Source organism: Streptomyces afghaniensis (assembly GCF_044327915.1).
GTDB classification, from domain to species: Bacteria; Actinomycetota; Actinomycetes; order Streptomycetales; family Streptomycetaceae; genus Streptomyces; species Streptomyces afghaniensis.
This window is the reverse complement of the sequence record NZ_JBIRGJ010000001.1, coordinates 1-14,731: the sequence shown is the minus strand read 5'-3', so window position 1 is coordinate 14,731 and position 14,731 is coordinate 1. Positions and strand designations below refer to the sequence as shown.

Below are 14,731 nucleotides of genomic sequence, written 5' to 3'. Positions count from 1 at the left end.
GTCCCGCTGACACCCCACGTCGACGGGGTTGGCCGTTTCCGGACCAACCCCGTGGTGACTGTGCCCTGCGGACCGGTTATCCGGCCTCGGGGTCACCCTTCGTGTACGTCAGGCGCTCCACGGAACCCGGCTGGAAGTCGTCCTTGATCTTCTTGCCGTTGACGAAGAGGTCGATCGCACCGGCGTCCCCGAGGACGAGGTGGACCTTCGAGCTGTCCTGGAAGGTCTTGGTCTCGCCCTGCTTGAGGAATCCGTCGAAGAGCAGCCGGCCGTTGTGGTCCTTGGCGGAGATCCAGCTGCGGCCGTCGGCGGCGGCCACCTGGACCGTCACCTTGTCCTGGGGCGCGGCGGCGATGGCGCTGTCGGACGCCTCGGGCGTGGGGTCGGTGGGCTTCTTGGTCTTGGTGGTCGGGGAGGCGGAGCCGCCGGTCGTGGGCGTGGAACCCTCGGCCACGGTCGCCTCGCCGCCGCTGTCGCCGCCCTGGAACATGGTGAACCCGACGAATCCGATCACGGCGACGATCGCGGCGACCATGGCGGCGGTCCAGTTGGGCCCCCGCCGCTCCGGACGGATTCGTTCCGCCTCGAAGAGGGGAGCCGCCGGGGTCGGTGCCGGGCGCCCGCCGTGCTCGTCGCCGTACTGGGCGAGCAGCGGCGCGGGGTCGAGGTGGACGGCCTTGGCCAGGGTCCTGATGTGCCCTCGGGCATAGACGTCCCCACCGCAGGCGGTGAAGTCGTCCGCCTCGATGGCGTGCACGATGTTCATGCGGACCCGGGTGGCGCTACTGATGTCGTCGACGGTCAGCCCAGCGGCGATACGCGCCTGCTGAAGGGCACGGCCGATGGAGGGGCGGGCTTCCTCGCGGTCTTCTTCGACGCGCTCGTCTTCGAACGGACGCTCGTCTTCAGGGGAGTTGCCGATGGACACGGGGGCGCCTTTCGAGCGTGTAGCCGCCTGTGCTGGAGGTTCAGTCTAGGGGGGGTACAAAAGGGTGGGGCAACCGGGCGGTGGCACTTTGTACGCCATCGGAATGGCCCGACATTCCGATGGTGCGAAAGCGGTTCATCGCTTCCCTCAACTTGACGTACACCGAAGGGAAACGGTTGCTCGACGATCCCTTACGGGTGAGTCACGATCCGGACACCCGATTGCAGTACGACTCGGCGTGGCGACCGGCCCTGACCCGCTGTTCCTACCCTTCAGACTCCCCCCGGATCACCGCGAGCACGCCATCCAGCTCATCAGGCTTCACAAGAACGTCACGAGCCTTGGAACCCTCGCTCGGCCCGACGATGTTCCGGGACTCCATGAGGTCCATCAGCCGCCCGGCCTTGGCGAAGCCGACACGCAGCTTGCGCTGGAGCATGGACGTCGACCCGAACTGCGTGGAGACGACCAGTTCGGCCGCCTGGCACAGCAGGTCGAGGTCGTCGCCGATGTCCTCGTCGATCTCCTTCTTCTGCTTGGTCCCGACGGTGACGTCGTCCCGGAAGACGGGCGCCATCTGGTCCTTGCAGTGCTGGACGACGCCCGCGATCTCCTCCTCGGTGACGAAGGCGCCCTGCATACGGGTCGGCTTGTTGGCACCCATCGGCAGGAACAGCCCGTCGCCCTTGCCGATGAGCTTCTCCGCGCCCGGCTGGTCGAGGATGACCCGCGAGTCGGCGAGCGACGACGTGGCGAACGCCAGCCGCGACGGCACGTTCGCCTTGATCAGGCCGGTGACGACGTCGACCGACGGCCGCTGTGTGGCGAGCACGAGGTGGATGCCGGCCGCGCGCGCGAGCTGCGTGATGCGCACGATCGCGTCCTCGACGTCCCGCGGCGCGACCATCATCAGGTCGGCGAGCTCGTCGACGATGACCAGCAGGTACGGGTACGGCTGGAGCTCGCGCTCGCTGCCCTCGGGCGGTTTGACCTTGCCCTCGCGCACGGCCCGGTTGAAGTCGTCGATGTGCCGGTAGCCGTAGGCGGCCAGGTCGTCGTAGCGCAGGTCCATCTCGCGTACGACCCACTGGAGCGCCTCGGCGGCCCGCTTGGGGTTGGTGATGATCGGGGTGATCAGGTGCGGGATGCCCTCGTAGGCCGTCAGCTCGACCCGCTTGGGGTCGACCAGGATCATCCGGACGTCCTCGGGGGTCGCCCGCATCATGATCGAGGTGATCAGGCAGTTGATGCAGGACGACTTGCCGGAACCGGTGGCGCCGGCGACCAGCATGTGCGGCATCTTCGCCAGTGAGTGCATGACGTAGCCGCCCTCGACGTCCTTGCCGAAGGCGACCAGCATCGGGTCGTCGTCCTCCGCGGACTCCGCGAGCCGCAGCACGTCGCCGAGGTTGACCATCTCCCGGTCGGTGTTCGGGATCTCGATGCCGACCGCGGACTTTCCGGGGATCGGGCTGATGATCCGCACGTCCGGGCTGGCGACGGCGTAGGCGATGTTCTTGGCCAGCGCGGTGATCCGCTCGACCTTCACGGCGGGGCCGAGCTCGATCTCGTAGCGCGTGACCGTCGGCCCGCGCGTGAAGCCGGTGACGCTGGCGTCCACCTTGAACTCGGTGAAGACGTTGGTGAGCGCGGCGACTATGGCGTCGTTGGCGGCGCTGCGGGCCTTGCCGGGGCCCCCGCGCGTGAGGAGGTCGAGGGACGGCAGCGCGTACGTGATGTCGCCGGACAGCTGGAGCTGTTCCGCGCGCGGGGGCAGATCGCGGGGCTTGGCGGGCGGGGACTTGGTGAGGTCGCGGACGCCCGCCTTCGGCTTCTCCTGCTCGGGCTCGTCCTGCTTGAGCTTTTCCTGCTTGAGCTTCTCCTGCTGGGGCCGGGCGGCCGGGACGGGCGTCGGCGTGGTCGCCTCGCGGTCCCCGACGGTGACGCCCTGGGTGAGGTCGGCGACGATCGGCGAGGGCGGCATCCCGTGCAGCACGGCCCCGTCGAGCGCGGCGGCCGCCGCCGCGGCGACGTCCACGGCGTCCATGGGGCGGTCCATGTCGGGCTGCGGCACGGCGGACCGCCGGGGGCGGCCGCGGCGCCGGGAGAGCGCCTCCTGCTCGGCGCTGTCGGGGTCGTACGCCGCGGGCGCCGGCGTACGCCTGCCGCGCGGGCGCGCGGGCAGCGCCTCCCGCCACTGTTCGTCGTAGCGCTCATCGTCCTCGGCGTAGCCGAACTCGTCCTCGGCCGGGTCGCGGACGATCCCGAGCCGCACCCCGGCCTGCCGCAGCCGCTGCGGAATGGCGTTGACCGGCGTGGCCGTGACGACGAGCAGCCCGAACACCGTCAGCAGCACCAGCAGCGGCACGGCGAGCATGTGGCCCATGGCGTACGACAGCGGGGTCGCCATGGCCCAGCCGATGAGGCCGCCGGCGTCCCTTATGGCCTGCATGCCCTCGCCACGCGCTGGTGAGCCGCACGCGATGTGGACCTGGCCGAGCACGCCGATGACGAGCGCGGACAGGCCGATGACGATGCGTCCGTTGGCCTCGGGCTGCTCCGGGTGGCGGATGAACCGCACGGCGATGACGGCGAGCAGGATCGGCACGAGCAGGTCCAGCCGGCCGAAGGCACCGGTCACCAGGATCTCGACCAGGTCACCCACAGGGCCCTTCAGGTCGGCCCAGGTGCCCGCGGCGACGATCAGCGCGATGCCGAGCAACAGCAGGGCGACACCGTCCTTGCGATGAGCCGGGTCGAGGTTCTTGGCGCCCTGCCCTATGCCCCGGAACACGGCGCCCACAGCATGGGCGACGCCGAGCCACACGGCGCGCACGAGCCGGTAGATGCCCCCGGTCGGGCTCGGAGCCGGTTTGGGCGCGGCCTTCTTCGCCGCGGCCTTCCTGGCGGGCGCCTTCTTCGCGGGAGCCTTTTTGGCAGCGGCCTTCTTCGCCGGAGCCTTCGCCGAACCGGCCGCCTTCTTCGCGGGCGGCTTCTTCGCTGCGGAGGGACGTGAGGCCATGGGTGTGAGGTTACCGGGGGAGACGACGAGGGACACGTGTGCCTACGGCTTCACCCGTTCGTGTCGCTCCGGGAGAGGCACGGAATTGACGCGGGCTCATGGGCGGGCAACCTCGCCTGCCCGGGCGTCAGTTCTGCGAGGACACCGACGATGTGGTCCCGGTGCCCGGCTCCAGCGCGTCCAGCGCCCGCCGCAACCCCGTGAGCTTGCGCTCCAGATGAGCCGCCGTGGCCACCGCCGCCGCGTCCGTCGAGTCGTCGTTGAGCTGTTTGGTCAGCGCCTCGGCCTGCTCCTCGACGGCCGCGAGCCGCGCGGAGAGCTCGGCGAGCAGCCCGGCCGACTCCTTGGCCTCGCCGTCCGCGTCCTTGCCGTTGCCCTCCAACTGGAGGCGCAGCAGCGACGCCTGCTCACGCAGCTGGCAGTTCTTCATGTACAGCTCGACGAAGACGGAGACCTTCGCGCGCAGCACCCACGGGTCGAACGGCTTGGAGATGTAGTCGACCGCGCCCGCCGCGTAACCCCGGAAGGTGTGGTGCGGCCCGTGGTTGATCGCGGTGAGGAAGATGATCGGGATGTCCCGGGTCCGCTCCCGCCGCTTGATGTGCGCGGCTGTTTCGAAGCCGTCCATGCCCGGCATCTGGACGTCCAGCAGGATGACCGCGAAGTCGTCCGTGAGCAGCGCTTTGAGCGCTTCCTCCCCGGACGATGCCCGCACCAGCGTCTGATCGAGCGCAGAGAGGATCGCCTCCAGCGCAAGCAGATTCTCCGGCCGGTCATCGACCAGGAGGATCTTGGCCTTCTGCACCATGGCCCGCCCTCCTCGCCCCGGCGTGGGGCCTCCCCTGTCCGCAGGACCTGGGGATGCACCGGTGGGTGCTGCCCCAGGGGACGACTCCCTTGCGCCGCCCGTCCTTGTGCCGGTCATCGTAGCCGCACCCCGCCCGTCGCCACACCCTGTCACCGTGATGTCACTGTGCACGTAGCAGAAACGCAGCAGGAGACCAGAAGGTTCCCCAGATCTCGTACTTCTACACGACTATGCGCACACTGAGTCCGCAACTCCGTGTGAACACCGAACCTTCCCGCCAACGTTGCGTAACGGTCCAACGTTCCCCTCATTCCCCTCGCATCCACTGATCCATCACCGTCAGCAGGTGATCGGGGTCGACCGGCTTCGTGACGTAGTCGGAGGCGCCCGACTCGATCGCCTTCTCCCGGTCGCCCTTCATCGCCTTCGCGGTCAGCGCGATGATCGGCAGCCCGGCGAACTGCGGCATCCTGCGGATCGCCGTGGTCGTCGCGTACCCGTCCATCTCGGGCATCATGATGTCCATCAGGACGACCGCCACGTCATCGTGCTGCTCCAGCACCTCGATGCCCTCACGGCCGTTCTCCGCGTACAGCACGGACAGACCGTGCTGCTCCAGGACACTGGTCAGCGCGAAGACGTTGCGGATGTCGTCGTCCACGATCAGGACCTTCTGACCGCCGAACCGGATGCCGCGCTGCGTCTTCGGCGCCGTCTCCTGCTCCGCGGGCGTCCACTGCTCCGGCTGCGCCGGGCGCGGCGCCAGCTCCGGCATCCTGCGCCGCCGCCGGAACAGGGCCGCCGGCCCGTTCTGCGTCTCGTTGTACGACTTCACCTCGGCCGGCGTCTCGACCTCGACCTCGGACAGCTCGGACAGGTCCGGCGTCGACGCCATCAGGTGACCGGCCTCCAGGGCCGGCAGCTGCTGCTGATAGCCCTGCGGCGGCAGTTCGCTGGGGTGCAGCGGCAGGTACAGCGTGAACGTCGAGCCGCGGCCCGGCTCGCTCTGCGCGTGGATCTCTCCGCCGAGCAGCTGGGCGATCTCCCGCGAGATGGACAGCCCGAGCCCCGTACCGCCGTACTTGCGGCTGGTCGTGCCGTCGGCCTGCTTGAACGCCTCGAAGATCACCCGCATCTTGCTGGACGCGATGCCGATCCCGGTGTCGGTCACGGAGAACGCGATCAGCTCGGCGTCCGGATCGGTCAGCGACCCGGTCTCCAGCAACTGCTCCCGGATCTTCTGCGGCACGTCGTCCCGCGCCGGCCTGATGACCAGCTCCACCGACCCGGAGTCGGTGAACTTCACCGCGTTGGACAGCAGGTTGCGCAGCACCTGGAGCAGCCGCTGCTCGTCGGTGTGCAGCGTCGCCGGCAGCTCAGGCGACACCCGCACGGACAGGTCCAGGCCCTTCTCCGCGGTCAGCGGCCGGAAGGTGGCCTCCACGTAGTCCACGAGCTGGACGAGCGCGATCCGCGTCGGTGAGACGTCCATCTTGCCCGCCTCGACCTTCGACAGGTCGAGGATGTCGTTGATGAGCTGGAGCAGGTCGGAACCGGCCCCGTGGATCGTCTCGGCGAACTCGACCTGCTTCGGGGAGAGGTTCCCCTCGGCGTTGTCGGCGAGCAGCTTGGCGAGGATCAGCAGCGAGTTGAGCGGCGTACGCAGCTCGTGCGACATGTTCGCCAGGAACTCGCTCTTGTAGCGCATCGACACCGCGAGCTGCTCGGCGCGCTCCTCCAGGACCTGCCGCGCCTCCTCGATCTCGGTGTTCTTCACCTCGATGTCGCGGTTCTGCTGGGCCAGCAGCTCGGCCTTCTCCTCCAGTTCGGCGTTGGACGCCTGGAGGGCCTTCTGCCGCTGCTCCAACTCCGCGGAACGCTCCCGCAGCTGCTCGGTCAGCTTCTGCGACTGCGCCAGCAGCAGCTCCGTCTTGGTGTTGACGGAGATGGTGTTGACGCTCGTCGCGATCATCTCCGCGATCTGGTTGAGGAAGTCCTTCTGGATCTGGGTGAACGGCGTGAAGGACGCCAGTTCGATGACACCGAGCACCTTGCCCTCGAAGAGCACCGGCAGCACGATCACCTGCGCGGGCGGCGCCTCACCGAGCCCCGAGGAGATCCTCAGGTAGCCGCTGGGCGCGTTCTCCACGAGGATCGTGCGCTTCTCCGTGGCGGCCGTGCCGATCAGCGCCTCACCGGGCTGGAACGACGTCGGCATGGAGCCCATCGAGTAGCCGTACGAGCCGAGCATGCGCAGCTCGTACTGGTCGTCGTCCGCGGCGTTCATGTCCTCGCCGTCGACGAGCGGCATCGCCAGGAAGAACGCGCCGTGCTGCGCGGACACCACCGGCGTCAGCTCGCTCATGATCAGCGAGGCCACGTCCTCCAGGTCGCGCCGGCCCTGCATCAGCGCGGAGATACGGGCCAGGTTGCCCTTGAGCCAGTCCTGCTCCTTGTTGGCGATGGTGGTGTCGCGCAGGTTGGCGATCATCTTGTTGATGTAGTCCTGAAGCTCCTGGATCTCCCCGGACGCGTCCACGTCGATCTTCAGGTTCAGGTCGCCGCGGGTCACCGCGGTCGCCACGCGCGCGATGGCACGCACCTGCCGCGTCAGGTTCCCGGCCATCTCGTTCACGGACTCCGTCAGGTCCCGCCAGGTGCCGTCGACGTCACGCACGCGTGCCTGCCCGCCGAGCTGTCCCTCCGTGCCCACCTCGCGGGCGACCCGGGTGACCTCCTCGGCGAAGGACGACAGCTGGTCGACCATCGTGTTGATGGTCGTCTTCAGCTCCAGGATCTCCCCGCGCGCGTCGATGTCGATCTTCTTCGTGAGGTCACCCTTGGCGATGGCCGTGGTCACCATGGCGATGTTGCGCACCTGGCCGGTCAGGTTGGACGCCATCTGGTTCACGGACTCGGTCAGGTCCTTCCACGTACCGGCCACACCCGGCACGTGCGCCTGCCCGCCCAGGATGCCGTCCGTGCCCACCTCACGGGCCACCTTGGTGACCTGCTCGGCGAACGAACTCAGCGTCTTCACCATCGTGTTGATGGTGTCGGCCAGCTGAGCGACCTCGCCGCGCGCCTCGATGGTCACCTGCCGCGTCAGGTCACCGTTGGCGACCGCCGCCGAGACCTGGGAGATGTTCCGCACCTGGGTGGTGAGGTTCTTGGCCATCAGGTTGACGTTGTCGCTCAGGTCCTTCCAGATGCCCGTGACGCCCGGCACGTGCGCCTGACCGCCCAGGATGCCCTCGGTGCCCACCTCACGGGCCACCCGGGTCACCTGCTCGGCGAAGGAGGACAGCTGGTCGACCATCGTGTTGACGGTCGTGACGAGTTCGAGGATCTCGCCCTTGGCGTCGACGGTGATCTTCTTCGACAGATCGCCACGGGCCACCGCGGTCGTGACCTCGGCGATGTTGCGCACCTGGATGGTCAGGTTGTTCGCCATGCCGTTCACGGACTGGGTGAGGTCCTTCCAGGTGCCGGAGACGCCCTGCACCTCGGCCTGGCCGCCCAGGATGCCCTCCGTACCCACCTCACGGGCCACACGCGTGACCTCCTGGGCGAACGACGACAGCTGGTCCACCATCGTGTTCAGGGTGTTCTTCAGCTCGAGGATCTCCCCGCGCGCGTCCACGTCGATCTTCTGCGAGAGATCGCCCCGGGCCACCGCGGTCGCCACCTGCGCGATGTTGCGCACCTGGGCGGTGAGGTTGCCTGCCATGCCGTTCACGGAGTCCGTCAGGTCACGCCACACACCGGCGACCCCGGGCACCTGCGCCTGACCGCCCAGCCGGCCGTCCGTACCCACCTCGCGGGCGACGCGGGTCACCTGGTCGGCGAAGGCCGAGAGCTGGTCGACCATCGTGTTGATGGTGTTCTTCAGCTCGAGGATCTCCCCGCGCGCGTCCACGTCGATCTTCTGCGACAGATCACCCCGGGCCACCGCCGTCGTCACCTGCGCGATGTTGCGCACCTGGGAGGTGAGGTTCCCGGCCATGGAGTTGACGGAGTCGGTGAGCTCCTTCCACGTGCCGGACACGCCGTCCACCTGGGCCTGACCGCCGAGGCGGCCCTCCGTGCCCACGTCCCGGGCCATCCGGGTCACCTGGTCGGCGAAGGACGACAGCTGGTCCACCATCGTGTTCACGGTGTTCTTCAGCTTGAGCATCTCGCCGGAGACGTCGACCGTGACCTTCTGCGACAGATCACCGTTGGCAACCGCCGTCGTCACCTGGGCGATGTTCCGCACCTGTCCGGTGAGGTTCCGGAACGCCGTGTTGACGGAGTCCGTCAGGTCCTTCCAGGTCCCGGCCGCGCCCGGCACCTGCGCCTGGCCGCCCAGTTCGCCCTCGACACCGATCTCCCGGGCCACCCGGGTCACTTCGGCACCGAAAGCGGACAGCTGGTCCACCATCGTGTTGACGGTGTTCTTCAGCTCCAGCATCTCGCCGGCCACATTCACGGTGACCTTCTGCGACAGATCACCGTTGGCCACGGCCGTCGTCACCGCGGCGATGTCCCTCACCTGGGTGGTCAGATTCCGGAAGACCGTGTTCACCGAATCGGTGAGGTCCTTCCACGTCCCCGCCGCACCCGGCACATTCGCCTGACCACCGAGCCGCCCTTCGGCCCCGACCTCGTTGGCCACACGCGTGACCTCGTCCGCGAAGATCCGCAGCGTCTCGGTCATCTGGTTGATCGTCTCGGCGAGCTGCGCGACCTCGCCCCGCGCCTGCACGGTCACCTTCCGCGACAGGTCACCGTTGGCGACCGCGGTCGTCACCTCCGCGATCCCGCGGACCTGGGCCGTGAGGTTCCCGGCCATGGTGTTCACCGAATCGGTGAGTTCCTTCCACACACCCGCGACACCCGGCACCTGCGCCTGCCCGCCCAGCGCACCCTCGGTGCCCACCTCACGGGCCACCCGGGTCACCTCGGAGGAGAACGCCGACAGCTGGTCCACCATCGTGTTGACGGTGTTCTTCAGCTCCAGCATCTCGCCGGCCACCTGAACCGTGACCTTCCGGGACAGATCACCCTTGGCGACCGCCGTCGTCACCAGCGCGATGTCCCGCACCTGAGCGGTGAGCCGGTAAGCCATCGTGTTGACGGAGTCCGTGAGATCCCGCCATGAACCCGACATACCACGTACACGGGCCTGCCCACCGAGCTTGCCCTCGGTGCCCACCTCACTGGCCACACGCGTGACCTCGTCGGTGAACGTCGACAACTGGTCGACCAGGTTGTTGACGGTCCGCCCGACCTTCAGGAACTCGCCGCGCAGCGGCTGCCCGTTCCCGTCCGGCACCTGCGTCCGCAACTCCATACGCGGCGACAGATCACCCTCGGCCACCGCGGACAGCACCCGGCTGACCTCGGAAACCGGCCGAACCAGGTCGTCCACCAGGGCATTCGAGTTGTCGATCGCGGTCGCCCAGGAGCCCTCACAGGCCCCCGTCTCCAGCCGCTCGGTGAGCTTGCCCTCCCGGCCCACCATCCGCCGCACGCGCGAGAGCTCACCCGTCAGATGCAGATTGCGGTCGGCCACCTCATTGAAAACCGCCGCGATCTCGGCCATGACGCCGTCCCCGGACACCGTGAGCCGCTTGCGGAAGTTGCCGTCCCGCATCGCCACCAGGGCTACCATCAGCCGGTTCAGGGATGCCGTGTCCACCTCAGTCGTGCCACTGCGCACTTTTCCCTGGTTGCTCGGGGACTGTCCGCCTTTCGCGCGCGTCTTCTTGCCACGCGTCGCTGCGCCAGACTCCACTGTGTCCCTCCCGCAGGGGTCGACCGTCACTGTGCTGGGGTACCACGCTCGGCGTACCGGTTACTACTGCGTATTCTCTGCCCTGCATACCAGGCCGTGCCCAGGGGGCTGCTGCCCCCCGTACGCAGAAGACACTCAGCCTGCCCGGACTTTCACAAGAAGCTTGCCCAGTGTTTCACCCTGGCCGAACCAGGCCATAACAGTTCGGCAGCTTCGCACATCGTCCGCACACCCTCCGGACGGAAACACTGCAGACCGGCATCCGCATGGACCGCGAAGGTAAGTAACCTTGCATCCGGCTGTCCAGCCACGCCGGTCCGTCCGGCCTGGGCGGTGGCACGAAGACGAGCGGGCATCGGAGGGGCGGCCGCACACATGACCACCGGACTGATCCCGGGGGGACAGCCCCCGGACCCCCGGCCGACGGGTGGCCTGCCGCAACAGCGGCGCGAGCCGGTCGGCCAAGCAGCCCAGCACGTCGAGAACCGGTCGAGGAGTTCTGTGATCACCGCGCGAGCGGCCGCCAGTTTCGAGCCTGTCGGGCGATCTGTCGCGAGCGCCCGCTCCTTCGTCCGCGACACCCTCCAGGGCTGGGGCTTCGCCGACATCGTCGACGACGCCGTCGTTCTCACCAGCGAACTGGTGACCAACGCCGTGGTCCACGCCGGCACCTCAGCGGACCTGCTCTGCCTGCGCAGCGACGAGGGCGTACGCATCGAGGTGGCCGACCGCTACCCCGAGCGTGAGATCCCGCTCCAGGCCTCGGCCATCAACATGGGCAGCCCCGACCGCGAGGGCGGACGCGGCCTCCAGCTCTGCGCGGCCCTCGCCGGCCGCTGGGGCGTCGAGTACACCCCCACTCACAAGACCGTCTGGTTCCGACTCGACCTCCCGGCCCGGACGGTGGGCACCCGCGCGGCCGGCCCGGCCCTCCCCGCCGACCTCCTCCCCCTCGCCGACGGCCGGGTCCGCGTGGCCGTCATCCAGATCGACCGCACCGGCCACATCACCGCCTGGAACGAGGACGCCGAGGACCTCTTCGGCTACCCGGCCGAGCAGGTCACCGGCAAACCCCTGACCGACCTCGCGGCCTGGCCGCACACCCCGGGCACCAGCACCGGCATCGCGGAGGCACTCCAGCTCTCCCGCTGGGAGGGCAGCTACGGCATCCGCGCCGCCGACGGCCGCGTGGCCCCCGTCTACGCGTCCCACCTGCGCGTCCGCGACACCGGCGGCGAACCGTCAACCGTGTGCCTCCTGGTACGCGACCACGAACGGGCAGTTCTCCAGACGCCTCTGCGCGGCCCCGCCTCCGACACCGGCACCACCTCCGAGGGCCAGAGCACCGACCCCTTCGAGGTGTTCATCGGCTACCCCGCCCCGGACGACCTCGACGGACTCCTCCAGCGCACGGTCGAACGCGCTCGCGACATGCTCGACGGCGACTCCGCGTTCCTCCTGCTGGCCACCGACGACGAGACGGAACTGGAGGTCCGCGCCTCCACGGGCCTCCCCTCCGCCCGCCAGCGCTTCGCCCGCGTCCCCGTCGAGGCAGGCTCCGGCCGCTACGGCTCCGCCCGCATGCCGGCCGTCCACGACGACCTGACGGCGGTCCCCGGCGCGGTGCCGCTGCTGAACGGCACGGGCATGCGCTCGGTCGTCACGGTCCCGCTGAAGGTCGAGGGCCGCCTCACCGGCTCCCTCGGCGTCGCCGCCGAGGCCCCCGGCAGATACTCCAACGAGGAGGCCCTGCGCCTCCAGTTCGCCGCCGACCGCATCGCACTCGCCGTGGAATCGGCCCGCCTCGGCGAACTGGAACGCCTGCGCCGCGGCTCCCTGAACTTCCTCGTCGAGGCCTCCGACCTGCTGGCCGGCACCCTGGACCGCGACCAGACGCTGGCCCTGATGGCCCAGATGACGGTCCCCACCCTCGCCACCTGGTGCGCCGTCTACACGATCGCCCACCAGGCTTCCGAGCCGTACCTCTCGTACGTCCTGCACGAGGACGAGGAACTCATCGACGGCATCAAGTCCCTGCTGTCGAAGGTGCCCCCGCCCGACCCGGTCCCCACCCCCGGCGCCCGGGTCTGGACGGCTCCCGCCGAGGTGGCCCACCAGGCGGCCCTGCGCAGCTCCATGCGCAGCCTCGGCCTCAGCGGCGGCCCGACTCGCCAGGTCACACCCGGGATCGCCCCCACCCTCGCCACGGCATCCGCGGTGGGCGGCGAGACGGTCGTCCTTCCCCTGGTCGCCCGCAACCGCGTCATCGGCATGCTGACGCTCGGCAAACCGACCGACGAACACTTCCGCCAGGAGATCCTGGAACTCGCCGAGGACCTGTCCCGCCGAGCCGCCCTGGCCCTGGACAACGCCCGCCTCTACTCCGAGCGCACGGCCATCAGCCAGTCACTCCAGCGCAGCCTCCTCCCCCCGGAGCTCCCCACGATCGAGGGAGTCGAGGTCGAGGTCATCTACCGCGCGGCCGGCGAGGGCAACGAGGTCGGCGGCGACTTCTACGACGTCTTCCCCATCCGCGACGGCGCCTACGGCTTCGCCATCGGCGACGTCTGCGGTACGGGCCCGAACGCGGCGGCGGTCACGGGCCTGGCCCGCCACGCCCTGCGCCTCCTGGCCCGCGAGGGCCTCAGCGGCCCGGCGGTCCTGGAACGCCTGAACTCCGCCATCCTCGACGAAGGCGCCCGCAGCCGCTTCCTCACCCTCCTCTACGGCGAGATGCGTCCCCAGGAGGACGGCAGCGCCGAACTGAAGGTGGTCTGCGCCGGCCACCCGCTCCCGCTGCGCCTGCGCCAGGACGGCTCGGTGGAACCGGCAGCCGAACCCCAGCCGCTCCTCGGCGTCATCGACGACCTGGAGCTCTACGAGCAGACAATCACCCTCGACCCCGGCGACGTCCTCCTGTGCGTCACGGACGGCGTCACCGAACGCCGAGAAGGCGCCCGCATGCTGGGCGACGACGGCCTCGCAGACGTCCTCACGACCTGCACGGGCCTCACGGCCGGAGCGGTCGCGGCGCGCATCATGCGCGCGGTCGAACGCTTCGCGTCGGACGCCCCGTCCGACGACATGGCTATCCTGGCGATGCGCGTCCCGGGCCTCCACAAGGACTAGGACACGAAAAAGGCCCCACCCGTGAGGGTGGGGCCTTTTCTGCTGGAGCCCCCAAACGGAATCGAACCGTTGACCTTCTCCTTACCATGGAGACGCTCTACCGACTGAGCTATAGGGGCCTGTCGCTTTGCGGGGTTTCCCGCGCGGCAACGGGATAGATCATACCCCGAACAGACCCGTGCTCCCAACCACGTCAGAAAGCGGGCTGAAGAAGCCCTCCAAGGGCATTACAGGCGGACACGATCCGCTGCATGTCCCGCTTCGTCAGGGTGGCGTCCACCGGCAGTGCGAGCGTCTCATCGGAAGCCCGCTCCGTCTCCGGGAGAGAAACACACCGCCGGAATTCGGGCAGTCGATGCACCGGAGTCTTCACCGGCACACGGCAGTCGACTCCCCTGCTCCGCACAGCCCGCGCGAAAGCGTCCCGATCCGGCCGTCCGTTGCCCGGAACGCGCACGACGTACTGCTGATAGGTATGCCCGTCACCGTCGTCCGGCGTGCGCACACCCCTCAACTTCGCATGGAGATAGGCGGCCCGCTCCCTGCGCTGGGCTATCTCGTCGTACGGCGCCTCGGACTCCCCCTGCTCCAGCACGAGCAGCCCGTGCCGCGCTCCCAGCTCGTGCAGCCGCGCGATGTCGGCGAGCCGGCCGAAGCGGTGTACGACCACCACGGCCGCGGTCCGCGGAGTCACCGCCGCTTCCACAGCGGAGGCATCGAGGCAGTAGGTGAAGGGATCTATGTCGGCGAACACGGGCAGCGCCCCGGCCTTGGCCACGGCCTCGGCGACTTCGACGTTCCCGAAGGCCGGCACGACGACCTCGTCACCGAGTCCGACCCCGGCGGCCCTGAGCATTGCAGCAGTACCCATGCTCTGGATGCTGATCGCGCAACGTGAACTTCAAGTGACGGAGAACAAAAAAGGGTTGGACCCGTAACCGAAGTTCCGGGTCCAACCCTGTCAATAATTGTTCGGCGGCGTCCTACTCTCCCACAGGGTCCCCCCTGCAGTACCATCGGCGCTGTAAGGCTTAGCTTCCGGGTTCGGAATGTAACCGGGCGTTT

The 14,731-nt window shown here is 69.0% G+C and carries 6 protein-coding genes, 1 tRNA gene and 1 rRNA gene; 1 reads left to right on the top strand and 7 read right to left on the bottom strand.

The window, feature by feature from the left end:
- Positions 1-76: 76 nt before the first annotated feature.
- The 4 genes from ACH4G3_RS00040 to ACH4G3_RS00025 form a co-directional block, all read right to left on the bottom strand.
- Complete coding sequence (locus tag ACH4G3_RS00040) at positions 77-928, bottom strand: helix-turn-helix domain-containing protein (RefSeq protein WP_397622292.1); 852 nt, start codon at positions 926-928, stop codon at positions 77-79.
- 265 nt (positions 929-1,193) lie between these two features.
- Positions 1,194-3,950 carry an FtsK/SpoIIIE family DNA translocase gene (locus tag ACH4G3_RS00035; RefSeq protein ID WP_397622291.1) on the bottom strand — a complete coding sequence of 919 codons (2,757 nt, stop codon included), beginning with the start codon at positions 3,948-3,950 and terminating at the stop codon, positions 1,194-1,196.
- Between the two features lie 127 nt (positions 3,951-4,077).
- Positions 4,078-4,758, bottom strand: coding sequence for a response regulator (locus ACH4G3_RS00030; RefSeq protein ID WP_354748628.1), 681 nt, complete (start codon positions 4,756-4,758; stop codon positions 4,078-4,080).
- 307 nt (positions 4,759-5,065) lie between these two features.
- A complete protein-coding gene (locus tag ACH4G3_RS00025; protein WP_397622290.1) occupies positions 5,066-10,537 on the bottom strand; it encodes a HAMP domain-containing protein in 5,472 nt (1,823 codons plus the stop codon).
- A 375-nt stretch (positions 10,538-10,912) separates the two neighbouring features.
- Between ACH4G3_RS00025 and ACH4G3_RS00020 the strand changes: the two genes are divergently transcribed.
- Complete coding sequence (locus tag ACH4G3_RS00020) at positions 10,913-13,666, top strand: SpoIIE family protein phosphatase (protein ID WP_397622289.1); 2,754 nt, start codon at positions 10,913-10,915, stop codon at positions 13,664-13,666.
- Positions 13,667-13,709: 43 nt separating this feature from the next.
- Here the strand turns inward: ACH4G3_RS00020 and ACH4G3_RS00015 are convergent.
- The 3 genes from ACH4G3_RS00015 to rrf form a co-directional block, all read right to left on the bottom strand.
- Positions 13,710-13,785: transfer RNA gene (locus ACH4G3_RS00015), tRNA-Thr, on the bottom strand.
- 74 nt (positions 13,786-13,859) lie between these two features.
- Complete coding sequence (locus ACH4G3_RS00010; RefSeq protein WP_397623338.1) at positions 13,860-14,522, bottom strand: DegT/DnrJ/EryC1/StrS family aminotransferase; 663 nt, start codon at positions 14,520-14,522, stop codon at positions 13,860-13,862.
- 114 nt (positions 14,523-14,636) lie between these two features.
- Positions 14,637-14,731 (bottom strand): 5S ribosomal RNA (gene rrf, locus ACH4G3_RS00005); the annotation flags it as partial.